The 22,715-nt window shown below is 51.4% G+C and carries 26 protein-coding genes and 2 pseudogenes; 14 read left to right on the top strand and 14 right to left on the bottom strand.

What is annotated here, in order from left to right:
• Window positions 1–94: 94 nt before the first annotated feature.
• A complete protein-coding gene (gene lpxL / locus ACJHYR_RS21995; RefSeq protein WP_000183364.1) occupies window positions 95–1,015 on the bottom strand; it encodes a kdo(2)-lipid IV(A) lauroyltransferase in 921 nt (306 codons plus the stop codon).
• 224 nt (window positions 1,016–1,239) lie between these two features.
• Between lpxL and ACJHYR_RS21990 the strand changes: the two genes are divergently transcribed.
• Window positions 1,240–2,292, top strand: a complete 1,053-nt coding sequence (locus ACJHYR_RS21990; RefSeq protein ID WP_001586898.1) for a rhodanese-related sulfurtransferase — start codon at window positions 1,240–1,242, stop codon at window positions 2,290–2,292.
• 41 nt (window positions 2,293–2,333) lie between these two features.
• Here ACJHYR_RS21990 and ACJHYR_RS21985 read toward each other — a convergent pair whose 3' ends face one another.
• The 10 genes and pseudogenes from ACJHYR_RS21985 to mdtH all read right to left on the bottom strand — a co-directional run bounded on the left by ACJHYR_RS21985 (window position 2,334) and on the right by mdtH (window position 9,759).
• On the bottom strand, window positions 2,334–2,909 hold the full coding sequence (locus ACJHYR_RS21985) for a YceI family protein (RefSeq protein ID WP_000749261.1): 576 nt from the start codon (window positions 2,907–2,909) through the stop codon (window positions 2,334–2,336).
• Window positions 2,910–2,912: 3 nt separating this feature from the next.
• Window positions 2,913–3,478 (bottom strand): annotated as a pseudogene (locus tag ACJHYR_RS21980) (cytochrome b).
• A 260-nt stretch (window positions 3,479–3,738) separates the two neighbouring features.
• Window positions 3,739–3,852: a YceO family protein gene (locus tag ACJHYR_RS21975; RefSeq protein WP_001253418.1), complete on the bottom strand. Its 114-nt coding sequence runs from the start codon at window positions 3,850–3,852 to the stop codon at window positions 3,739–3,741.
• Window positions 3,853–3,899: 47 nt separating this feature from the next.
• On the bottom strand, window positions 3,900–5,018 hold the full coding sequence (gene solA, locus ACJHYR_RS21970; protein WP_059327954.1) for an N-methyl-L-tryptophan oxidase: 1,119 nt from the start codon (window positions 5,016–5,018) through the stop codon (window positions 3,900–3,902).
• Window positions 5,019–5,132: 114 nt separating this feature from the next.
• Entirely contained in the window at window positions 5,133–5,387 is a 255-nt protein-coding gene (gene bssS, locus ACJHYR_RS21965) for a biofilm formation regulator BssS (protein WP_000414437.1), read from the bottom strand.
• 289 nt (window positions 5,388–5,676) lie between these two features.
• Entirely contained in the window at window positions 5,677–5,922 is a 246-nt protein-coding gene (dinI, locus tag ACJHYR_RS21960; RefSeq protein ID WP_001217754.1) for a DNA damage-inducible protein I, read from the bottom strand.
• 73 nt (window positions 5,923–5,995) lie between these two features.
• Window positions 5,996–7,042: a dihydroorotase gene (pyrC, locus tag ACJHYR_RS21955; RefSeq protein ID WP_000126547.1), complete on the bottom strand. Its 1,047-nt coding sequence runs from the start codon at window positions 7,040–7,042 to the stop codon at window positions 5,996–5,998.
• 105 nt (window positions 7,043–7,147) lie between these two features.
• Window positions 7,148–7,708, bottom strand: coding sequence for a lipoprotein (locus ACJHYR_RS21950; RefSeq protein ID WP_001295443.1), 561 nt, complete (start codon window positions 7,706–7,708; stop codon window positions 7,148–7,150).
• A 133-nt stretch (window positions 7,709–7,841) separates the two neighbouring features.
• The gene (grxB, locus tag ACJHYR_RS21945) at window positions 7,842–8,489 is read right to left on the bottom strand and encodes a glutaredoxin 2 (RefSeq protein WP_000780912.1); all 648 of its coding nucleotides are present in this window, start codon (window positions 8,487–8,489) and stop codon (window positions 7,842–7,844) included.
• Between the two features lie 63 nt (window positions 8,490–8,552).
• A pseudogene (gene mdtH, locus ACJHYR_RS21940) lies at window positions 8,553–9,759 on the bottom strand (multidrug efflux MFS transporter MdtH).
• A gap of 235 nt (window positions 9,760–9,994) precedes the next feature.
• Here mdtH and rimJ point away from each other — a divergent pair.
• The 4 genes from rimJ to murJ all read left to right on the top strand — a co-directional run bounded on the left by rimJ (window position 9,995) and on the right by murJ (window position 13,807).
• A complete protein-coding gene (rimJ, locus tag ACJHYR_RS21935; RefSeq protein ID WP_000468186.1) occupies window positions 9,995–10,579 on the top strand; it encodes a ribosomal protein S5-alanine N-acetyltransferase in 585 nt (194 codons plus the stop codon).
• 10 nt (window positions 10,580–10,589) lie between these two features.
• Complete coding sequence (locus tag ACJHYR_RS21930) at window positions 10,590–11,237, top strand: YceH family protein (RefSeq protein ID WP_000877119.1); 648 nt, start codon at window positions 10,590–10,592, stop codon at window positions 11,235–11,237.
• A gap of 1 nt (window position 11,238) precedes the next feature.
• Window positions 11,239–12,162, top strand: a complete 924-nt coding sequence (locus tag ACJHYR_RS21925; RefSeq protein WP_000736161.1) for a Gfo/Idh/MocA family protein — start codon at window positions 11,239–11,241, stop codon at window positions 12,160–12,162.
• A 109-nt stretch (window positions 12,163–12,271) separates the two neighbouring features.
• Window positions 12,272–13,807 carry a murein biosynthesis integral membrane protein MurJ gene (gene murJ, locus ACJHYR_RS21920; protein ID WP_001050683.1) on the top strand — a complete coding sequence of 512 codons (1,536 nt, stop codon included), beginning with the start codon at window positions 12,272–12,274 and terminating at the stop codon, window positions 13,805–13,807.
• A 39-nt stretch (window positions 13,808–13,846) separates the two neighbouring features.
• Here murJ and flgN read toward each other — a convergent pair whose 3' ends face one another.
• From flgN to flgA, 3 genes are all read right to left on the bottom strand, one after another.
• Window positions 13,847–14,263 (bottom strand): flagella biosynthesis chaperone FlgN, encoded by a 417-nt coding sequence (gene flgN, locus ACJHYR_RS21915; protein ID WP_001586903.1) that lies wholly within the window; start codon window positions 14,261–14,263, stop codon window positions 13,847–13,849.
• A gap of 4 nt (window positions 14,264–14,267) precedes the next feature.
• Complete coding sequence (flgM, locus tag ACJHYR_RS21910; RefSeq protein WP_000020884.1) at window positions 14,268–14,561, bottom strand: flagellar biosynthesis anti-sigma factor FlgM; 294 nt, start codon at window positions 14,559–14,561, stop codon at window positions 14,268–14,270.
• A gap of 75 nt (window positions 14,562–14,636) precedes the next feature.
• Entirely contained in the window at window positions 14,637–15,296 is a 660-nt protein-coding gene (flgA, locus tag ACJHYR_RS21905; RefSeq protein ID WP_059327953.1) for a flagellar basal body P-ring formation chaperone FlgA, read from the bottom strand.
• Between the two features lie 155 nt (window positions 15,297–15,451).
• Between flgA and flgB the strand changes: the two genes are divergently transcribed.
• From flgB to flgJ, 9 genes are all read left to right on the top strand, one after another.
• Entirely contained in the window at window positions 15,452–15,868 is a 417-nt protein-coding gene (gene flgB / locus ACJHYR_RS21900; protein ID WP_000884702.1) for a flagellar basal body rod protein FlgB, read from the top strand.
• Window positions 15,869–15,871: 3 nt separating this feature from the next.
• The gene (gene flgC, locus ACJHYR_RS21895; RefSeq protein ID WP_001196460.1) at window positions 15,872–16,276 is read left to right on the top strand and encodes a flagellar basal body rod protein FlgC; all 405 of its coding nucleotides are present in this window, start codon (window positions 15,872–15,874) and stop codon (window positions 16,274–16,276) included.
• 11 nt (window positions 16,277–16,287) lie between these two features.
• A complete protein-coding gene (gene flgD, locus ACJHYR_RS21890) occupies window positions 16,288–16,983 on the top strand; it encodes a flagellar hook assembly protein FlgD (protein ID WP_000020484.1) in 696 nt (231 codons plus the stop codon).
• 24 nt (window positions 16,984–17,007) lie between these two features.
• On the top strand, window positions 17,008–18,213 hold the full coding sequence (gene flgE, locus ACJHYR_RS21885; protein WP_000885841.1) for a flagellar hook protein FlgE: 1,206 nt from the start codon (window positions 17,008–17,010) through the stop codon (window positions 18,211–18,213).
• Between the two features lie 19 nt (window positions 18,214–18,232).
• The gene (gene flgF / locus ACJHYR_RS21880) at window positions 18,233–18,988 is read left to right on the top strand and encodes a flagellar basal-body rod protein FlgF (RefSeq protein WP_000349311.1); all 756 of its coding nucleotides are present in this window, start codon (window positions 18,233–18,235) and stop codon (window positions 18,986–18,988) included.
• Window positions 18,989–19,124: 136 nt separating this feature from the next.
• Window positions 19,125–19,907, top strand: a complete 783-nt coding sequence (gene flgG, locus ACJHYR_RS21875) for a flagellar basal-body rod protein FlgG (RefSeq protein ID WP_000625837.1) — start codon at window positions 19,125–19,127, stop codon at window positions 19,905–19,907.
• A 52-nt stretch (window positions 19,908–19,959) separates the two neighbouring features.
• Entirely contained in the window at window positions 19,960–20,658 is a 699-nt protein-coding gene (gene flgH / locus ACJHYR_RS21870; RefSeq protein ID WP_001295442.1) for a flagellar basal body L-ring protein FlgH, read from the top strand.
• Between the two features lie 11 nt (window positions 20,659–20,669).
• A complete protein-coding gene (gene flgI, locus ACJHYR_RS21865; protein WP_000589326.1) occupies window positions 20,670–21,767 on the top strand; it encodes a flagellar basal body P-ring protein FlgI in 1,098 nt (365 codons plus the stop codon).
• Entirely contained in the window at window positions 21,767–22,708 is a 942-nt protein-coding gene (gene flgJ / locus ACJHYR_RS21860) for a flagellar assembly peptidoglycan hydrolase FlgJ (protein WP_001586904.1), read from the top strand. The genes flgI and flgJ overlap by 1 nt, the downstream gene beginning before the upstream one ends.
• Window positions 22,709–22,715 lie beyond the last annotated feature (7 nt).

Here is a 22,715-nt window from a genome sequence, read left to right as displayed (position 1 = left end):
CAGGGGGCGCAATCCAGAGAGCTTTTATCGCTAAATCAGGGGGATTTGCTGTGGTAATGCCGGATACCCTTCTGAAGCATCCGGCATGGGAGATTTAATAGCGTGAAGGAACGCCTTCCGGGCGTGTTTTAAAGCGACGGTGTAACCACATATACTGCTCTGGTGCCATCATGATGCATTTTTCGACCACTTTGTTCATCCACGCGGCGGTGGTTTCGGCATCATCCAGCGGCGGAGAACACTCTGGCGGCAGCATAATCAACTGATACCCTTTGCCATCTGGCTTACGGCGTGGAACGAAGGGCACCAGACATGCGCCGGACATCCGTGCCAGCATCCAGGTTCCGGTCGTGGTCGCAGCCTGCTCAACGGCAAACAACGGGACGAAAACGCTTGAGCGCGGGCCGTAATCATGATCCGGTGCGTACCAGACCACTTCGCCTTTTTTCAGGGCTTTAATCATGCCTTTTAAATCTTTGCGGTCGAGCATCGATTTATTTGAGCGCAAACGGCCCCAGGTTTGTAGCCAGTCAATCAGTGGATTATCGTTCGGGCGGTAAACGCCAATCCCCGGTTCCTGCATACCAAACTGCCGCGCACCCAGCTCCAGTGTCAGAAAATGGATGCCAACTAACAGGATGCCGCGTTTTTGCGCCTGCACGTCACGAATGTGTTCCATGCCGATCACTTCCGTCCAGCGGGCGATTCTGCGGTCCGGCCAGAACCACGCCATGCCAGTTTCCATCAGTCCCATGCCAACGGATTCGAAATTCTTCACCACCATTTTACGGCGTTCTTGTTCGCTCATTTCCGGGAAGCACAGTTCCAGGTTGCGATGCACAATTTTTGCGCGTCGTTTCATAAAACGTAACGCAAGTTTTCCTAATCCACAACCGAGGCGGTAGATAACCGGGTAGGGCAATTGCACGACTAACCAAAGTACGCCAATACCCAACCAGGTTAACCAATAACGCGGATGAAGTAGTGCGGTGGAGAACTTGGGTAGATTCGTCATATCAATCCTGTTTTTCAACCTATACGGGCAATTGTATGTATTGTCGCATTTTTTCGCCCGCAACCAAAATTTGTGGCTGAAGACTGGGCGAAATTGCCGCGCTTGTAAATAACAAATAATTTTTAATGCGCAAATGTAGCGTAAAATGTGTGGATGTTAATTATCGATAATTGCTATATCATGCCGCGGATTTTTACTTTCCCATCTCGCAGGAACCGTACACCATGCCAGTGTTACACAACCGCATTTCCAACGACGCGTTAAAAGCCAAAATGTTGGCTGAGAGCGAACCGCGAACCACCATTTCGTTTTATAAGTATTTCCACATCGCCGATCCTAAGGCGACCCGTGACGCTTTATATCAGCTGTTTACCGCGCTGAATGTTTTTGGGCGAGTGTATCTGGCGCATGAGGGTGTTAACGCGCAAATCAGCGTACCTGCGAGCAATGTTGAAACATTTCGCGCACAGCTCTATGCCTTCGACCCGGCTTTAGAGGGCTTACGCCTGAATATCGCGTTGGATGATGACGGGAAATCCTTCTGGGTTCTGCGCATGAAGGTACGCGATCGCATTGTTGCCGACGGTATTGACGATCCTCACTTTGATGCCAGCAATGTGGGTGAGTATCTGCAAGCGGCGGAAGTGAACGCCATGCTTGACGATCCCGATGCATTGTTTATCGACATGCGTAACCACTATGAGTATGAAGTGGGGCACTTTGAAAACGCGCTGGAAATTCCGGCAGATACCTTCCGTGAGCAGCTGCCAAAAGCAGTCGAGATGATGCAGGCACATAAAGATAAAAAAATCGTTATGTACTGCACCGGTGGCATTCGTTGTGAAAAGGCCAGTGCCTGGATGAAACATAACGGATTCAATAAAGTCTGGCATATCGAGGGCGGAATTATTGAATACGCCCGCAAGGCGCGCGAGCAGGGTTTACCGGTACGTTTTATTGGCAAAAATTTTGTTTTTGACGAGCGGATGGGCGAACGTATATCTGATGAGATTATCGCGCATTGCCACCAGTGCGGTGCGCCGTGCGACAGCCATACCAACTGTAAAAATGATGGCTGCCACCTGCTGTTTATTCAGTGTCCAGTATGTGCGGAAAAATACAAAGGTTGTTGTAGTGAGATTTGCTGCGAAGAAAGCGCGTTACCGCCTGAAGAACAGCGACGCCGTCGGGCAGGACGTGAAAATGGCAATAAGATCTTTAATAAGTCTCGTGGACGTCTGAATACAACACTGGGCATTCCTGATCCAACAGAATAAATATCATTGCCGGATGCGTGTCATCCGGCAACATTTCACTCTTACTTCTGCTGTACGCCTTCCACTGAAATAATCAGATCCACTTCCTGAGAAGCTGGACCTAAATCTGTTTTGATATTGAAGTCCTTGAGCTTAATTTTGCCTTCGGCCTCGAAGCCTGCACGTTTACCACCCCACGGGTCGTCGCCTTGACCAATTAATTTCGCTTCCAGCGTGACGGGTTTGGTTACGCCATTCAGCGTCAGATCGCCGGTAATATCCAGTTCGTCACCGTCTTTCTTCACGCTGGTGGAGGTGAATGTTGCCTGTGGATATTTTGCGGTATTGAGGAAATCTGCACTGCGAAGATGTTTATCGCGTTCGGCGTGATTAGTATCGACGCTGGTGGTGTTAATTGTCACATTCACTTTATCGGCAGCTGGATTTTTTTCATCAAAGGTAAAAGTACCGTCGAAATCTTTAAAGGTGCCATATAACCAGCTATAGCCAAGATGCTGGATGCGGAAGTTAACAAAGGCGTGCTGACCTTCTTTGTCAATTTTGTAATCGGCGGCAACCGCTGAACCGGCAGAGAACATCAGGGAAGCGAAGGTTAAACCAAGCAGACTTTTTTTCATTTTTTATACTCCATAGTCAGATGACGACTTTCCCAGCATGCGCTTCAGAGTGTCGTCTTTATCGATGAAATGATGCTTCAGGGCCATAAATCCATGCATAACGGACAGTACTACGACGCTCCACGCGAGCCAAAAATGCAGGGCACCGGCAAAGTCAGCCTGTGCGCCAGCGCGGCGAGGGTCGCGGGGACGTCAAACCAGCCAAAAACGCTGATCGGTTTACCATCGGCAGTTGAGATCAGATAGCCGCTGATGCCGATGGCGAACAGCAATAAGTACAATGCGAGATGTCCAGCCTTTGCGCCAAGACGAGTCATGGGCGAATAACTCTGCAGCGGACCCGGCGGTGGAGATATGACGCGCCACAGAACGCGAATAACCAGCCCCATCATTAACAAAATGCCGATGCTTTTATGCACTTCGGGTGCTTTGTGATACCAGCCATCGTAATAACTGAGCGTGACCATCCACAGACCTAAAGCAAACATGCCGTAGACAATAATTGCGCTTAGCCAATGGAAGGCCGCAGATATAACACCATAGCGTTCAGGGGTATTTGTGAATGACATAAGTGCATCCAAAACGAATTTGCGAGAGAAAGAAAATGGCGTGTCGGAGAATGAAATGCAACACAAAAATAACAAATTGAATGATATTTATTTTTATTTCAATAATTTTGAATTAATAATGAAAGAATCTTCATAAGTTTAGTGGATTCAGCATTTGGAAGGTCTGGTGAGTGCTGTAGAGGCAGGAAGAATCTCATTCAATTTTTCACGCTAAATGAAAGGGAGATTAAATATTTGTCAGTTTATGTCAGTACGGAAAACTAAAAATAAAACACATAGATCAGATCCATAATTGCCAACAATCCCCAGAGAAAAAGATAAAGCATCAGATGCTCGCGAATATTATTGATGAGATAGTGCAACAGCCGACGCATTAAATACTCCTGGAAAAACGGCCTCATTCTGGAGGCCGTAATGATGATTATTGGAAGCGGGAAAGCCTGAATGGCGTCAAATCAAAATCGCTTTTTTTGTCTTGCGCAAAATCGGCAGCTATTTCCCCTAAAACTGACGCAAATTTAAAACCGTGCCCACTCAGGCCGGTAATGAGCAGTGTATTATCGTGGCCGGGTAGGGTATCGATAATAAAATCTTCGTCAGGCGAATTATCATAGGTGCAGGCAGCGCCGTACAGGCAGCAACCGATACCCGGCAATACATTGCGCAAGAACGGGAAGGCTTCCGAACCATCGCTGACCACTTCCGCAAACGGAACACGTTCATCCGCTGAATGGATAACCTGGCCTCCGTTATGTTTGCCAATCTTCAACGCGTCGTTTTCTGCCGGAAAACCATAATATTGATCGCCATTGGGCAGTTCACCGGTAAACGCCGGGAATTTATTCTTCACGCTATAGCGACCATCGGCCTGATACCAGGCAAATACTTTGCGTATGGGCTGGACAGGCAGCTCCGGGAGCAGGTCTTTTACCCATGTTCCCGCGCAGACAATCGCTTTTTTCGCCTGATAATCACCGTCAGCCGTTTCAATAGTTACGCCATCATCGTCATGACGAATTGCGGTGACCGGGCAGTTGAACAGCTGCGCACAGCCCGCTTCCTTCGCCAGTTGGATCCAGGTTTTAATCGCCAGTTCGCTGCGCAAAAAACCGGAATCAGTCTCAAATAAGCCGATGTAGTTGTCCGGGACGCGTATTTCTGGCCAGCGGGCCATAATCCCTTGCGCATCGAGCTTTTCAACGTTGAGTTGCCATTGTTTGGCGCTGTGGGCGACGTTGGCGAGAAATGTGGAATCAGCCGGGCCAAGGTTAATGACGCCAGAGCGTACAAAAATGGGATCTTCTTCGTTGTGGCGGGAGAGTTCATCCCACAGCGTTTGCGCGCGGAGAACCAGTGGGACATACTTTTCGCCTTCACCATAAGCATGGCGAATTAATCGCGTATCGCCGTGGTGGCTGCCGTGTTGATGCGGTGGCATATGGGCGTCGGTCATAAGCACGTTTAAACCGGCGCGGGTTGCATAATACCCGGCGGCAGCGCCTACGGAACCGCTGCCAATAGTGATGAGATCGTATTTCATTTTTTTCTCTCTGCTCTCATGGTTTAAGCAGAGTAATTAACTGAATGCAGATATACAACCCAGAAATGGTAAAGGCACCGGTGAGGTGCCTTTTGGGTGGATGGTCATGTCATGTTAATGACGCCGATACTCGTTTACCGGGAAATCACCGGATTCAATTTTGGCGATTCCTGCTTCTAATATCGAAATAAATTGTCTGGCAACATCAGTGGTTAACCAGAGCGTCTGACCAACTTCAGTCCCTTCCTGCTCGGACTTATTTGGGGTCTGGTAGTGCAAACGCAACATCAGCGCATCATAGCTATCAACGGTGCTGATGTCCCACCCTACGAGCGGATGAGTCTGAATGACTTCATTATTTTTTTCCATCATGGCCCCCTAATTCGTGTTACTAGACAACGTTATTCGAGGTTCAATGCGTTTTTATCTGAAGCAACTTCAGTATACCAATAAGTAAGGGTATTCACCGAATTTTTAAAGGGGGGAACAGATAAATTTTTGCTTTTAAGATTTATATGAACAATAAAACAGCATGTCATTCATATTTTTTTAGCATATTGTGCAATTATTTTGAGGAAGTGTAGAAATTTTGTACTCGAAATTTGTAAGTAAAATAAAAAAGCCGGGGCGACCCGGCAAAAACAAAAATCACTGCATATTATTCGCTGACAAACCAGTCATCGGCGCTTTCCCACGTTTCCTGGAGAATTTCGCTAATGCGCTGTTTATCTTCTTTTGTCGCGCCAATAACCGATAAATTATTCGCTGCGGCATAACGTACCGATACGTGGCCTTCATTATCAGGAAACGCATACTGAATACGGCGGGAAAGTTCGCCAGCCAGGGCGTCAATAGCCCCAGCTGGCAATGGAGAAGTTTTCGCTATGGTGACTTCAATTCGCATAATAGCCCCCTGTTGAATATACTGGTTATTTATACAGGTAAAATAACCTAATGACAACAGGAAGCTACGATTTTTATTGTTTAACGGACCAGCGTACCGTTTCCCCAGCGAGGAATGGCACCAGGGTGTCATCAGTCAGTGCGATGCTTTCAGCAACCTGTTGCTCTTCACGTACCAGTTCGATGAATGTGTCGTTGACCGGCAACCCGTAGAACTGCGGGCCGTTTACAGAACAGAATGCTTCAAAGTGCTGCAGAGCATTCATCTCTTCAAAGACGGTAGCGTAACTGCCCAGCGCGGTTGGGGCGTTGAAGCAGCCCGCGCAGCCGCAGCTGCTCTCTTTGCGATGACGTGCATGCGGCGCAGAATCCGTACCGAGGAATACGCGATTAAAACCGCTGGCGACCAGTTCACGCAATGCCTGTTGGTGAATATTGCGTTTGAGGATGGGTAGACAATACAGATGTGGACGCACGCCACCAACCAGCATATGGTTGCGGTTAAACATCAGATGCTGCGGAGTGATGGTGGCAGCCAGCCGTTCATTTCCGTTACGGACATAGTCGGCAGCATCTTTGGTGGTGATGTGCTCAAAAACGACTTTCAGCGCAGTCAGGCGCTGGCGCAGCGGTTCCATCACGCTTTCAATAAAGCGCGCTTCACGATCAAAAATGTCGATATCTGCATGTGTCACTTCACCATGCACCAGTAACGGCATACCGATTTTTTCCATGCGCTCAAGTACCGGCATGATTGCGTCAACTGACGTCACGCCGTGACTGGAGTTAGTAGTTGCGTTTGCCGGGTAAAGTTTTGCAGCGGTGAACACGCCTTCGTTAAATCCACGCTCAAGCTCATTAGGGTCTAGTGAATCTGTCAAATAACAGGTCATCAGCGGGGTGAAATCGTGCCCGGCAGGTACGGCGTCAAGAATACGCTGGCGATACGCCACGGCAGCCTCAACGGTGGTCACGGGCGGAGCCAGATTGGGCATTACGATAGCCCGTCCATAAATTTCGCTGGTATACGGCACGACAGTTTTTAACATGTCGCCATCGCGGAGGTGAAGGTGCCAGTCGTCTGGGCGGCGGATCTTTAATACCTGGGATGGTGCAGTCATTAATCTCTATGCTCCGGCTGAAGGGATGTTTTTGCCGGACACAAAGGATAAGCGGAAACGTTTTCCTTTGCACGAAAAATAAAGGGCGCGAATGCGCCCTCGTGATTAATCAGTAAACGGAATGACAATTTCGCCTGGCTTCACTTCAATGCCTTTCGCCAGTTTCTTCGCCATTGCTTCGCCCTGGCTGCCATCTTCGCGCAGGACGTAAGCAGGTTGCTGGTTAAAGTAATTGCGTAATGCCTGGTTCAGATAGGGAAGCAACGTTTGCATCACCGTTTGCATTTTTTCCGGTTGTACCGTCGCATCGACCACTTCCATCTCTTTCAGGAAGATCGCGCCTTTTTCTTTATCAAACACGGGCAGCGCTTTCAGCTTCAGTTTCATGGTCGCTTTCTGGCTACCGAACAGGGAGTTCATGTCCAGATTGGCGTCTCCGGTTAGGGTAACCTTATTCGGCTCTTCGCGACCAATTTGGCTGGTCAGGTTTGTCAGAACAATATGGGCATCAGCCACGCCGGGTAAACCGATATCTTTTGAGAAATTATTATGTTTCGCAAGCGACTGGTTAATTTCTTGTTCGGTGATGGTGTATTGGGTGAGTTGATTACAGCCAACGAGCAGGCCACTGACGATCAATGCAGCGGCAAATAAAAACTTGTTCATGGTAGTCCTCGACATGAAATCTGCGTCAATATCCTGACACAACGCAGCATGTGTCACCAGCGATAAACGCGCCAGCAGAAAAAACTGAAAACGGCGGCAACCCGCGAATACAGGCTGCCGCGGCGGGTCAGGATTAAATCGCCATTGATGATAACAAATTGATTTGTGTCTGTTTCGCCATATTATCGCGGTAATCAGCAACGCGGCTTGGCCAGTTAATTCCGGCTACCAGCGTCAGATTACGCAGCAGCGGAAATAGCTGAATATCATCTTCCGAAAGTTCGCCATTCACGGCGTTCGGTTTGACGATCAGTTTGTCCAGCGCACGTAAATCATCGCTGATATTCTTAATCAGACCGTCAGAGTGGGCCAGCAGGTCGGCAAAATTACCCGCGCTGGCCTCTTTCTTGTCGACGAAATATTTGCGCGCGGCAGGAGTAGAAAACTCATCAAATGCCGATTTGGCAAAACGCGGCAACAGCAGTTTGTTGGCGTAGCCATTGACCTTGCGCAGCCACTCTTCAATGGCAGGGGAACGTTTGCCGGTCAGTAACGGTTTGCCGTCGAGTTTATCGACATAGTGAACGATGTCCATGCTTTCTGGCATATAGCGGCTGTCATCTTTTTGCAGAATGGGAACCTGTTTTTGACCGACCATCCGGGTGGGTGTTTCTGCGTCGTCGTTGAGCAGAACATGTAATTCGACGGGGATATTTTTCAGGCCGAAAATCATGCGGGCTTTGAGGCAGTAAGGGCAGTGATCGTAAATGTATAGCTTCACGTGACTCCTCCATTTGGCTGTCAGTTCACTTTCAGTATGGAGGAGTCAGGGGGGAGTATCAAATCAGGCGTCGCGTTCCAGCAAACGACGCGCGGCGCGTTTCTGACTAAACTGCCAACCCAGCGCAAGGAAAGTGAAGATGCCAATAATGCCCAGCATCATCCACGGAAGCTCTGGCTGGTGCGCCGATTTGCCCAGGTCAAACAGCCAACCGCCACCGATGTAACCAATAGCGCCGCCAATCGCCAGACCCAGACGGCTAAACCCCATATAGCTGCCGCGAGCTCTTGCGTCCGCCAGCGAAGCACTTAAGGTTTCACGCGCAGGCTCGGCAATGATCGACCCGATATAAAACAGACAAATCAGGGTGAAAAGTTGTTGCAGGCCGCTGACCATGCCCACCGGCATCATGCTTAATGACATTATCAACAGCCCAGCCATCAACCGGTGTTCCAGACGAAAATGCTTTTCACTCCAGCGGGCGATAGGATAGAGCAACGTTAACGACAGACACGCTTCAATGGCATACATCCATTTAACGGCAGAGGGCGCGCCCGCCACGTCGTTGACCATAATTGGCAGCATCAGCATCACTTGTACAGCCAGCATGTAGTAACCCGCCAGCGTCAGGACATAGGTGACAAAACGCTTGTCGCGCATCACGCGGGTCATGCCTTCGCGAACGGGCGTGCGTACGGTGGAGAGTTTCCATGCCGGTAACAACCACGCATTGAACGCTGCACACAGCACAAACAAAACTGCCCCTGTGGCGCAGACCAGGCGAAAGTCGTATTGCAACAGCCAGCTACCCAACAATGCGCCAATGACCGCACCGGCACTGTCCTGCATCATCAACAGCGAGAAAAAACGACCACGCTGTTGTGGACGGATTAGTTTCACCACCAGCGCCGAACGCGGCGGATCAAACAACGTGCCGCCGAGTCCCGAGAGCAGGCATGAAAACCACAATAGCCACGGTTCGTGGGCGATACCCATCGTGGCGAATCCGGCGGCACGCATCAGCATACCGGTAACAATCATCGGTTTGGCACCAAAGCGGTCGGCAATTGCTCCGCCGAAAATACCCAGACCTTGCTGAATAAATTGGCGTAGGCCGAGGGCAATACCGACCATGACGGGCCCAGCCCATTTGATCAACGAAGCGGATAGAGATCAGCGGGAAGACAACAAAGAACCCCAGCACGACCAGCATATTATCGATGAGCAGGAAATATTTACCCAGGTTCCTCGCCTGCGACACGCGGGACATTTCCCCTCCCGGGAAATAAAAGATGAGCACTTTCTATTCTGCATTGCCGCTAAGACTTTTCCCATCACTTCGGGGACAATATTTTTTTATCAAAACGTCGCTTTGATAGAGAGTTTTTATCAAATATGTGAATAATGCAGAAAATGGCATTCTGGACTTTTCACAGGGTCTGGTTGCGCAGGTATAGTAATACTTACAGCGTATTAAAGACGTTACGGGAAGGAGTAGGTATAGAATGTTTGGCTATCGCAGTAACGTGCCAAAAGTGCGCTTAACCACAGACCGACTGGTCGTGCGTCTGGTGCATGATCGTGATGCCTGGCGTCTTGCGGATTATTACGCAGAGAATCGCCATTTCCTCAAGCCCTGGGAGCCAGTGCGCGACGAAAGCCACTGTTATCCATCAGGCTGGCAGGCCAGGCTAGGGATGATTAACGAATTTCATAAACAAGGTTCAGCTTTCTACTTTGGCTTATTCGACCCGGACGAAAAAGAGATTATTGGCGTTGCCAATTTTTCCAATGTTGTTCGTGGTTCTTTTCATGCCTGCTATCTCGGTTATTCGATTGGGCAAAAATGGCAGGGCAAAGGACTCATGTTTGAAGCCCTGACCGCAGCCATTCGTTATATGCAGCGCACCCAACATATTCATCGCATTATGGCTAATTATATGCCGCACAATAAACGCAGCGGTGATTTACTGGCGCGACTGGGTTTTGAAAAAGAAGGCTATGCGAAAGACTATCTGTTGATTGATGGACAATGGCGCGATCACGTACTGACGGCATTAACTACCCCAGACTGGACGCCCGGCCGCTAAGGAGAATCTCATGAAATATCAACTTACTGCCCTTGAAGCTCGCGTGATTGGTTGCTTGCTGGAAAAGCAGGTGACCACGCCGGAGCAATACCCGCTCTCAGTCAATGGTGTAGTCACGGCCTGTAATCAGAAAACGAACCGTGAACCGGTCATGAATCTGAGTGAATCCGAAGTGCAGGAACAGCTGGATAATCTGGTCAAACGTCATTATCTACGCACAGTGAGCGGTTTTGGTAATCGGGTCACCAAATATGAGCAACGTTTTTGTAATTCAGAATTTGGCGATCTGAAACTGAGCGCCGCAGAAGTGGCGTTAATCACCACGTTGTTATTGCGTGGTGCCCAGACGCCGGGTGAACTGCGCAGCCGCGCCGCGCGAATGTATGAATTCAGCGATATGGCGGAAGTGGAGTCGACGCTGGAACAACTGGCAAATCGCGAAGATGGTCCTTTTGTGGTGCGTCTGGCCCGCGAACCGGGTAAACGTGAAAGCCGCTACATGCATCTTTTCAGTGGTGAGGTTGAAGATCAGCCGGCGGTAACGGATACGTCGAACGCGGTTGACGGTGATTTACAGGCCCGCGTCGAAGCTCTGGAAATCGAAGTGGCAGAACTGAAACAGCGTCTTGATTCGTTGCTGGCCCATCTGGGAGATTAAAGTGAAAAAATTACGTATCGGCGTAGTGGGATTAGGCGGCATTGCGCAAAAAGCGTGGTTACCGGTGCTGGCGGCAGCGTCTGACTGGACGTTACAAGGTGCGTGGTCGCCTACGCGCGCGAAAGCCCTGCCAATTTGTGAAAGCTGGCGCATTCCTTATGCCGATTCGTTATCCAGCCTTGCCGCCAGTTGCGATGCGGTTTTTGTGCATTCCAGCACCGCCAGCCACTTTGACGTGGTCAGTACGTTACTCAATGCGGGGGTACATGTCTGTGTCGATAAACCGCTGGCAGAAAATCTGCGCGATGCTGAACGGCTGGTGGAACTTGCGGCGCGGAAAAAACTGACGTTGATGGTCGGTTTTAACCGTCGTTTCGCACCACTCTACGGTGAGTTAAAAACGCAACTCGCCACCGCAGCCTCGCTAAGAATGGATAAACATCGTAGCAATAGCGTCGGGCCACACGATCTTTATTTCACGTTGCTGGATGATTATCTGCATGTGGTGGATACCGCGCTGTGGTTGTCGGGCGGTAAAGCCTCTCTGGATGGCGGTACGCTACTGACTAATGACGCTGGCGAAATGCTGTTTGCCGAGCACCATTTTTCGGCCGGTCCTTTGCAGATCACCACCTGTATGCATCGCCGTGCCGGAAGTCAGCGTGAAACCGTGCAGGCCGTGACTGACGGTGCGCTCATCGACATTACGGATATGCGCGAATGGCGTGAGGAGCGTGGGCAGGGTGTAGTGAATAAACCGATTCCTGGTTGGCAGAGTACGCTTGAGCAACGTGGATTTGTCGGCTGTGCGCGGCACTTCATTGAATGTGTGCAAAATCAGACAGTTCCGCAAACCGCCGGCGAACAGGCAGTTCGGGCGCAACGTATCGTTGACAAGATCTGGCGCGATGCGATGAGTGAATAAACCCTGTAACATCTGGCGGTAGCAATTCACCATAATCCAGGTAGACTATTCGCCTCTTTCAGCGCCTGCCTTGCAGGCGTTTTGCCCGTGGGTCTGGATTAGAACACCGATGAATTTATTAAAATCGCTGGCCGCAGTCAGCTCGATGACCATGTTTTCGCGTGTGCTTGGCTTCGCACGAGACGCAATTGTCGCCAGAATCTTTGGCGCAGGGATGGCAACCGACGCCTTTTTCGTCGCTTTTAAACTTCCTAACTTGTTACGCCGTATCTTTGCCGAAGGGGCATTTTCCCAGGCATTTGTACCGATTCTGGCGGAATATAAAAGTAAGCAGGGTGAAGACGCCACGCGGGTCTTTGTCTCTTATGTTTCTGGTCTGTTGACACTCGCGCTGGCGGTTGTGACGGTCGCTGGCATGCTCGCCGCACCGTGGGTGATCATGGTGACTGCGCCAGGCTTCGCTGACACAGCTGACAAATTTGCCCTGACCAGCCAGCTACTAAAGATTACCTTTCCCTATATCTTGCTGATCTCCCTGGCGTCGCTGGTGGGAGCGATTCTGAATACGTGGAACCGCTTCTCGATTCCGGCGTTTGCTCCAACACTGCTTAACATCAGCATGATTGGTTTCGCGCTGTTTGCCGCACCGTACTTTAACCCACCGGTGCTGGCGCTGGCGTGGGCTGTTACGGTCGGCGGCGTCCTGCAGCTGGTGTATCAGCTACCGCATCTGAAGAAGATCGGCATGCTGGTTTTGCCACGCATTAACTTCCACGATGCCGGAGCAATGCGCGTGGTGAAACAGATGGGACCGGCGATCCTTGGCGTCTCTGTGAGCCAGATCTCCTTAATCATCAACACCATTTTTGCCTCGTTTCTTGCTTCCGGTTCGGTGTCGTGGATGTATTACGCCGACCGCTTAATGGAGTTTCCGTCCGGTGTACTGGGCGTGGCTCTTGGCACCATTTTACTGCCGTCGCTGTCGAAAAGTTTTGCCAGTGGCAATCATGATGAATACAACCGTTTGATGGACTGGGGGCTGCGTCTTTGTTTCCTGTTGGCGCTGCCGAGTGCGGTTGCGTTGGGCATTCTTTCAGGTCCGTTGACCGTTTCGCTGTTCCAGTACGGTAAATTTACCGCCTTTGATGCGCTGATGACCCAGCGGGCGTTAATTGCCTACTCGGTGGGTTTGATTGGCCTGATTGTTGTGAAAGTGTTGGCTCCTGGCTTTTATTCCCGCCAGGACATTAAAACGCCAGTGAAAATTGCCATCGTTACGCTGATTTTAACGCAATTGATGAACCTGGCGTTTATCGGTCCGTTGAAACATGCCGGGCTGTCACTTTCTATTGGTCTGGCGGCGTGTCTGAATGCTTCGCTGCTTTACTGGCAGTTGCGTAAGCAGAAAATCTTTACCCCGCAACCTGGCTGGATGGCGTTTCTGTTGCGTCTGGTGGTGGCGGTACTGGTGATGTCGGGTGTGCTTTTAGGTATGTTACATATCATGCCGGAGTGGTCATTGGGTACCATGCCCTGGCGCTTACTGCGTTTAATGGCGGTCGTGCTGGCGGGGATTGCTGCGTACTTTGCTGCACTGGCGGTACTGGGCTTCAAAGTTAAAGAGTTTGCCCGCCGGACGGTGTAACAAGGCATTCCGGCCTGCAGTGCAGGCCGGAGATAATCTTCAGATCGAAATCTTTTTACTGCCGCGATGGGTTGTTGAGGTCTGACCGTTCGCTCCATATAGCGTCGGTTCCTGATGCGGTTTCAACATTTCCAACGCCTGTTGATTGCGCTCAATCTGTTCTTCCAGTAACCAGCCGTTATGTTGATTCATTTGGCGTAGTTGCTGCGTTTTCACAGTAATTTCCTGCCAGCGTTGACTAATATCAACGCTATTTGCTGTATTGGGTTCTTTCCTGCGTAACTGTTCGAGGTAATCCAGCGTCGCCAGCAGTGAGCTTTTTTGTTCTGTAATCCATTGCAACTGGCTGCCGTTGATCTGCCCCATAGAGAGATGTTGCTGCTCTTGATCCATTACCGTTTTGAGATCGTTAAGCACAGCGGACATCTGGTCGAGGATCTCTGCAAGACGCGTCATACGATCAGTTACTCTGCAAGTCTTGCTGCGCTTCGTTGATCAGCGCATCGGCAATTTTGCCGGTGTCCATTTTTAGTTCACCGTTACGAATTGCCAGTTTTAACGCTTCGACACGTTCAAGATTGATATCACTGCTGCCGGGTTGCATCAGTTTTGCTTGCGCGTCGCTTAACGTCACACTGGTGCTGGTGGAGGCGGTTGTTTTTGCCGCCCGGGTGTTCGTTACCGGCGCGTCAGTGGTTTCGCGCGGTTGAACGGTGCTTACGGGCTTCAGAGGCGAAGTGCGATCAATACTCATGGTTTATTCCTCATTGAGGGCGCTTTTATCATGTGTTGCTTATTTATCGGCAAGGGACGGGTAATCTTTAACAGCTTACAGGTTTATAAGAATATTCCCATCTGCATCAACAACGCCGCTGACCACTTGTCCCGATACCATGCGCACCCGCGCATTCTGTGCGACGGCAGCATTGTTCAGCGCCTGACCTTCTGCGTTGGCGCTAAACCCATCACCGCTGGCGATCACGTTGACGCGTTGTCCCGCTTTTACCCGCCATGCCTGGCGAAACTGGGTTAACTGGATAGGTTGATCGGGTGATAGATCGCGCAGGATAACGGCATCAACAAGTTGATTGATATCCAGCACCGTACGCGGTGGCAAGGTGTCCAGCCGTCCGCGTTTCAGTTTGACATTGCCAGCTTCCAGCTTTCCTCCCCGCACAATGGGCATTGCGGCAACCACATAATTTCCTGTGGCCTGCACATTAACCTGTAAATATCGTTTGTCGTTACCGCAGCGTGCCAACACATTCACATTGCCCCACAGGCGGGAATTATTGCTCATCGAAAGCAATGGCTGCTCGCACGGCGGTAGTAGATTGGGCGCTGTACGAATAGAAACACGAACCTCATCACTTACCCCCGCGAGCTGGGCGCTAAAAAAGGTGTGCAATTGCGATGTGAGATTGCTCGCCGCACTTAACGGACTGAACAGTATCGCGATGATCGCCACGCTACGTTTTATTGCCAGCATTTTCGCCCCCCAGCCATATCTACAACGTGAATTGTACCTGTCCGCAATGACCATCAACGGCATAAATAGCGACCCATTTTGCGTTTATTCCGCCGATAACGCGCGCGTAAAGGCATTTAAGCTGATGGCAGAATTTTGATACCTGCGGAGGAGATATGCTCGATAAGCTCGACGCCGCCTTACGTTTTCAACAAGAGGCGCTCAATCTGCGCGCCCAGCGTCAGGAAGTGCTGGCAGCAAACATCGCCAATGCCGATACCCCTGGTTATCAGGCTCGCGATATCGATTTTGCCAGTGAACTTAAAAAAGTCATGCAACGTGGACGGGATGCAACAAGCGTGGTTGCACTGACGATGACCTCAACGCAACACATTCCGGCGCAGGCGCTGACGCCTCCTACCGCAGAACTGCAATACCGTATTCCGGACCAGCCTTCGCTTGACGGTAATACCGTCGATATGGATCGCGAACGCACCCAGTTTGCCGATAACAGCCTGCAATACCAGATGAGCCTTAGTGCGTTGAGCGGGCAAATCAAAGGCATGATGAACGTTTTACAGAGCGGAAATTAACGGATGGCACTGCTGAATATTTTTGATATCGCCGGGTCGGCGTTAACTGCCCAGTCCCAGCGCCTGAACGTGGCGGCCAGTAATCTGGCGAATGCTGATAGCGTGACCGGTCCCGATGGACAGCCATATCGGGCAAAACAGGTGGTATTCCAGGTTAACGCTGCACCAGGTGCTGCGACAGGCGGCGTAAAGGTTGCCGATGTTATAGAAAGTCAGGCCCCGGACAAACTGGTTTATGAACCGGGTAATCCGCTGGCGGATGCAAAGGGCTACGTGAAAATGCCAAACGTTGATGTCGTCGGAGAGATGGTTAACACCATGTCGGCGTCACGCAGCTATCAGGCCAATGTTGAAGTGCTCAACACGGTGAAAAGCATGATGCTGAAAACCCTTACGCTCGGTCAATAAAGGAGAAAACTATGTCCATTGCGGTAACCACCACCGATCCGACAAATACCGGCGTCAGCACCACCAGTAGTAGTTCGCTCACGGGCAGCAACGCCGCAGATTTACAAAGCAGTTTTCTGACTTTGTTGGTGGCGCAGCTGAAAAACCAGGACCCGACCAATCCAATGGAAAACAACGAGCTGACGTCGCAATTGGCTCAAATCAGCACGGTCAGCGGGATTGAAAAACTCAATACCACGCTCGGATCTATTTCCGGACAGATTGATAACAGCCAGTCGTTACAGGCCAGTAACCTGATCGGTCACGGCGTGATGATCCCCGGCACCACTGTTCTTGCGGGAACCGGCAGTGAAGAAGGGGCTGTGACCACGACCACGCCGTTTGGTGTTGAGCTGCAACAGGCGGCAGACAAAGTGACGGCCACCATCACCGATAAAAACGGTGCGGTTGTCCGTACCATTGATATCGGTGAACTGACTGCCGGAGTCCACAGTTTCACCTGGGACGGTACGTTGACTGACGGCAGCACTGCGCCGAACGGTTCTTACAACGTAGCGATTAGCGCCAGTAACGGTGGTACACAACTGGTTGCCCAGCCGCTGCAGTTTGCTCTGGTGCAGGGTGTGATCCGCGGCAACAACGGTAATACGCTGGATCTCGGCACTTACGGCACCACCACCCTCGACGAAGTACGGCAGATAATTTAAGCCTTCACATTTCAGGAGTCAGTCATGGCCTTTTCTCAAGCGGTTAGCGGATTAAACGCTGCCGCCACCAACCTCGATGTTATTGGCAACAATATCGCCAACTCCGCCACCTACGGCTTTAAATCAGGCACGGCCTCTTTTGCCGATATGTTTGCCGGTTCGAAAGTGGGACTGGGGGTAAAAGTTGCCGGTATCACCCAGGACTTTACCGATGGCACGACCACCAACACCGGGCGAGGTCTGGACGTTGCTATCAGCCAGAACGGTTTTTTCCGTCTGGTAGACAGCAACGGTTCGGTGTTCTACAGCCGTAACGGACAATTTAAGCTGGATGAAAACCGTAACCTGGTGAATATGCAAGGTTTACAGCTGACGGGTTACCCGGCAACCGGTACGCCGCCGACTATTCAGCAAGGGGCGAATCCGACCAATATTTCGATCCCGAATACCCTGATGGCAGCGAAAACTACCACCACGGCATCGATGCAGATCAACCTGAATTCCAGCGATGCGCTTCCTGCTGTTACGCCATTCAGCGCTGGCAATGCGGATAGCTATAACAAAAAAGGTTCGGTGACTGTTTTCGACAGTCAGGGTAATGCTCATGACATGAGCGTGTACTTTGTGAAGACCGGGGATAATAACTGGCAGGTCTACACCCAGGATAGCAGTGATCCAACAGGTACAGCTGAGCCTGCAATGACGCTGGTGTTTAATGCCAATGGCGTTCTGACCTCAAATCCAACAGCGAATATTACCACTGGCGCAATTAACGGTGCAGAACCCGCCACGTTTAGCCTGAGCTTCCTCAACTCCATGCAGCAAAATACCGGCGCTAACAACATTGTGGCAACCACCCAGAACGGCTACAAACCGGGCGATCTGGTGAGTTATCAAATCAATGATGACGGTACGGTTGTCGGCAACTATTCCAACGAACAAACCCAACTGCTGGGGCAGATTGTACTGGCGAACTTTGCCAACAACGAAGGTCTGGCATCCGAAGGCGACAACGTCTGGTCTGCGACGCAATCTTCTGGTGTGGCGCTGTTGGGGACAGCAGGGACGGGCAACTTTGGCACCCTGACCAACGGTGCGCTGGAAGCGTCCAACGTCGATCTCAGTAAAGAACTGGTCAATATGATCGTTGCCCAGCGTAACTATCAGTCTAACGCCCAGACCATCAAAACCCAGGACCAGATCCTCAACACGCTGGTTAACTTACGCTAATCGCTGACGGGATAGCTCAATGGATCACGCAATTTATACCGCGATGGGAGCAGCCAGCCAGACGCTGAATCAACAGGCGGTAACTGCCAGTAATCTGGCCAATGCCTCAACGCCCGGTTTTCGCGCGCAGTTAAACGCCTTGCGCGCAGTGCCGGTGGAAGGGCTTTCACTGCCTACGCGCACGCTGGTAACGGCGTCAACGCCGGGTGCAGACATGACGCCCGGCAAGATGGATTACACCTCGCGCCCGCTGGACGTTGCGTTGCAGCAGGATGGCTGGCTGGCCGTGCAGACCGCTGACGGCAGCGAAGGGTATACGCGTAATGGCAGCATTCAGGTTGATCCCACCGGGCAACTGACAATTCAGGGGCATCCGGTGATAGGCGAGGCGGGGCCAATTGCTGTGCCGGAAGGGGCGGAAATCACTATTGCTGCCGATGGCACAATCTCGGCGCTGAATCCGGGCGATCCGGCAAATACGGTTGCGCCAGTGGGGCGTCTGAAACTGGTGAAAGCCACGGGCAGCGAAGTGCAGCGCGGTGACGACGGCATTTTTCGTTTAAGCGCGGAAAGCCAGGCCACGCGTGGGCCGGTACTGCAGGCAGATCCAACCTTGCGTGTGATGTCGGGAGTTCTGGAAGGCAGTAACGTCAATGCCGTTGCGGCAATGAGCGACATGATTGCCAGCGCGCGGCGTTTTGAAATGCAGATGAAGGTGATCAGCAGCGTCGATGATAACGCAGGCCGTGCCAACCAACTGCTGTCGATGAGTTAATTAAACGATTGATGACATTGCAATAAAAGCGCGCGGACTATTCTCTCGCCCATTTTGGGAGAGGTTAGGGTGAGGGGAAATGCGCACCGCCGCGTGCTTCTGCTCTGCTTGTCAGCAATCCACTACAGGACATTTTATGATCAGTTCATTATGGATCGCCAAAACGGGCCTGGATGCCCAGCAAACCAATATGGACGTCATTGCCAACAACCTGGCAAACGTCAGTACCAACGGTTTTAAGCGTCAGCGCGCGGTATTTGAAGATCTGCTTTATCAAACCATTCGCCAGCCCGGTGCTCAGTCTTCCGAACAAACGACCTTACCTTCCGGGTTACAAATCGGCACGGGGGTGCGCCCGGTCGCCACTGAACGCTTACACAGCCAGGGCAACCTGTCGCAAACCAATAACAGCAAAGATGTCGCGATTAAAGGGCAGGGCTTTTTCCAGGTAATGTTGCCAGATGGCTCATCAGCCTATACCCGTGACGGCTCTTTCCAGGTGGATCAGAACGGGCAGCTGGTGACGGCTGGTGGTTTTCAGGTGCAGCCAGCGATCACCATACCGGCGAATGCGCTAAGTATCACCATCGGTCGTGATGGCGTGGTCAGCGTAACACAACAAGGCCAGGCAGCTCCGGTTCAGGTTGGGCAGCTCAATCTCACCACCTTTATGAATGATACCGGACTGGAGAGTATTGGCGAAAACCTCTACACCGAAACGCAATCCTCCGGTGCACCGAACGAAAGCACGCCGGGCCTGAACGGCGCGGGACTGCTGTATCAAGGGTATGTCGAAACGTCTAACGTCAACGTGGCGGAAGAACTGGTCAATATGATTCAGGTGCAACGCGCTTACGAAATCAACAGTAAAGCGGTATCCACCACCGATCAGATGCTGCAAAAACTGACGCAACTCTAAGGCATAACCGGTGGCAGATTCACCGGTTTACTGATTTTTGAAGATGATAGCCATGCAAAAAAACGCTGCGCATACTTATGCCATTTCCAGCTTGTTGGTGCTTTCACTAACCGGCTGCGCCTGGATACCCTCCACGCCGCTGGTACAGGGGGCGACCAGTGCACAACCGGTTCCCGGTCCGACGCCCGTCGCCAACGGTTCTATTTTCCAGTCTGCTCAGCCGATTAACTATGGCTATCAACCGCTGTTTGAAGATCGTCGACCACGCAATATTGGCGATACGCTGACCATCGTGTTGCAGGAGAACGTCAGCGCCAGCAAAAGCTCCTCTGCGAATGCCAGCCGTGACGGTAAAACTAATTTTGGCTTTGATACTGTGCCGCGCTATTTGCAGGGGCTGTTTGGTAACGCTCGTGCCGATGTCGAAGCCTCCGGTGGTAACACGTTCAACGGAAAAGGCGGGGCCAATGCCAGCAATACCTTTAGCGGCACGTTGACGGTGACGGTTGACCAGGTACTGGTCAACGGCAACCTGCATGTGGTGGGTGAAAAACAGATCGCCATTAATCAGGGTACCGAATTTATTCGCTTCTCTGGTGTAGTTAATCCACGCACTATCAGCGGCAGCAATACCGTACCGTCTACTCAGGTGGCGGATGCGCGCATTGAATACGTAGGCAATGGCTACATTAACGAAGCGCAAAATATGGGCTGGTTGCAGCGTTTCTTCCTCAACCTGTCACCAATGTAAGTGAGGCTGTGGTGATTAAATTTCTCTCTGCATTAATTCTTTTACTGGTTACCACGGCAGCTCAGGCTGAGCGTATTCGCGATCTCACCAGTGTTCAGGGGGTAAGGCAAAACTCACTGATTGGCTATGGCCTGGTGGTGGGGCTTGATGGTACAGGTGACCAGACAACTCAGACGCCGTTTACCACACAAACGCTTAATAACATGCTCTCACAGCTGGGAATTACCGTTCCGACGGGCACTAATATGCAGCTAAAAAACGTCGCTGCGGTTATGGTGACAGCGTCACTTCCACCGTTTGGACGTCAGGGGCAAACCATCGATGTGGTGGTTTCTTCCATGGGTAATGCCAAAAGCTTGCGTGGAGGTACGTTGTTGATGACACCGCTTAAGGGCGTTGACAGTCAGGTGTATGCGCTGGCGCAGGGCAATATTCTGGTTGGCGGCGCAGGGGCCTCCGCTGGCGGTAGCAGTGTTCAGGTGAACCAACTGAACGGTGGACGGATCACCAATGGTGCGGTTATTGAACGTGAATTGCCCAGCCAGTTTGGCGTCGGGAATACCCTTAATTTGCAACTTAACGACGAAGATTTCAGTATGGCGCAGCAAATCGCTGACACCATCAACCGCGTGCGTGGATATGGCAGCGCCACCGCGTTAGATGCGCGGACTATTCAGGTGCGCGTACCGAGTGGCAACAGTTCCCAGGTCCGTTTCCTTGCCGATATCCAGAATATGCAGGTTAATGTTACCCCGCAGGACGCTAAAGTAGTGATTAACTCGCGCACCGGTTCGGTGGTGATGAATCGCGAAGTGACCCTCGACAGCTGCGCGGTAGCGCAGGGAAATCTTTCAGTAACAGTTAATCGCCAGGCCAATGTCAGCCAGCCAGATACACCGTTTGGTGGTGGGCAGACTGTGGTTACTCCACAAACGCAGATCGATTTACGCCAGAGCGGCGGTTCGCTGCAAAGCGTACGTTCCAGCGCCAGCCTTAATAACGTGGTGCGTGCGCTCAATGCGCTGGGCGCTACGCCGATGGATCTGATGTCCATACTGCAATCAATGCAAAGTGCGGGATGTCTGCGGGCAAAACTGGAAATCATCTGATGATCAGCGACAGCAAACTACTGGCAAGTGCGGCCTGGGATGCACAATCGCTCAACGAACTTAAGGCGAAAGCGGGCGAAGATCCGGCGGCAAATATCCGTCCGGTGGCCCGCCAGGTGGAAGGGATGTTCGTGCAGATGATGTTGAAAAGCATGCGCGACGCTTTACCAAAAGATGGCCTGTTCAGCAGCGAGCACACTCGCCTGTATACCAGTATGTATGACCAGCAGATTGCCCAACAGATGACGGCGGGCAAAGGTCTGGGGCTGGCAGAGATGATGGTTAAACAGATGACGCCAGAACAACCATTGCCAGAGGAGTCCACGCCAGCAGCACCGATGAAATTCCCGCTCGAAACCGTGGTGCGTTATCAAAATCAGACGCTTTCGCAGCTGGTGCAAAAGGCCGTACCACGTAACTACGATGATTCGCTGCCGGGTGACAGTAAAGCATTCCTCGCGCAACTCTCGTTGCCCGCCCAACTGGCAAGCCAGCAAAGCGGTGTGCCACATCATTTGATCCTCGCTCAGGCGGCGCTGGAATCTGGCTGGGGACAACGGCAAATCCGCCGTGAAAACGGCGAGCCGAGCTATAACCTGTTTGGCGTCAAAGCCTCTGGCAACTGGAAAGGGCCATTCACTGAAATCACCACGACTGAATATGAAAATGGCGAAGCGAAGAAAGTAAAAGCGAAGTTTCGGGTCTACAGCTCGTATCTGGAAGCATTGTCGGATTACGTTGGGCTGTTAACGCGTAACCCGCGCTACGCCGCCGTGACGACCGCCGCGAGTGCGGAGCAGGGGGCGCAGGCCCTACAGGACGCGGGCTATGCCACCGATCCTCACTATGCCCGCAAACTCACCAACATGATTCAGCAGATGAAATCGATAAGCGACAAGGTGAGCAAAACCTACAGCATGAACATTGATAATCTGTTCTGAATAACTC

The sequence above is a fragment of the Escherichia sp. WS1450 genome, assembly GCF_046487395.1.
GTDB lineage: Bacteria > Pseudomonadota > Gammaproteobacteria > Enterobacterales > Enterobacteriaceae > Escherichia > Escherichia coli.
The sequence above is the reverse complement of the archived record's forward strand: the minus strand, read 5'-3'. Positions and strand labels throughout refer to the sequence as shown.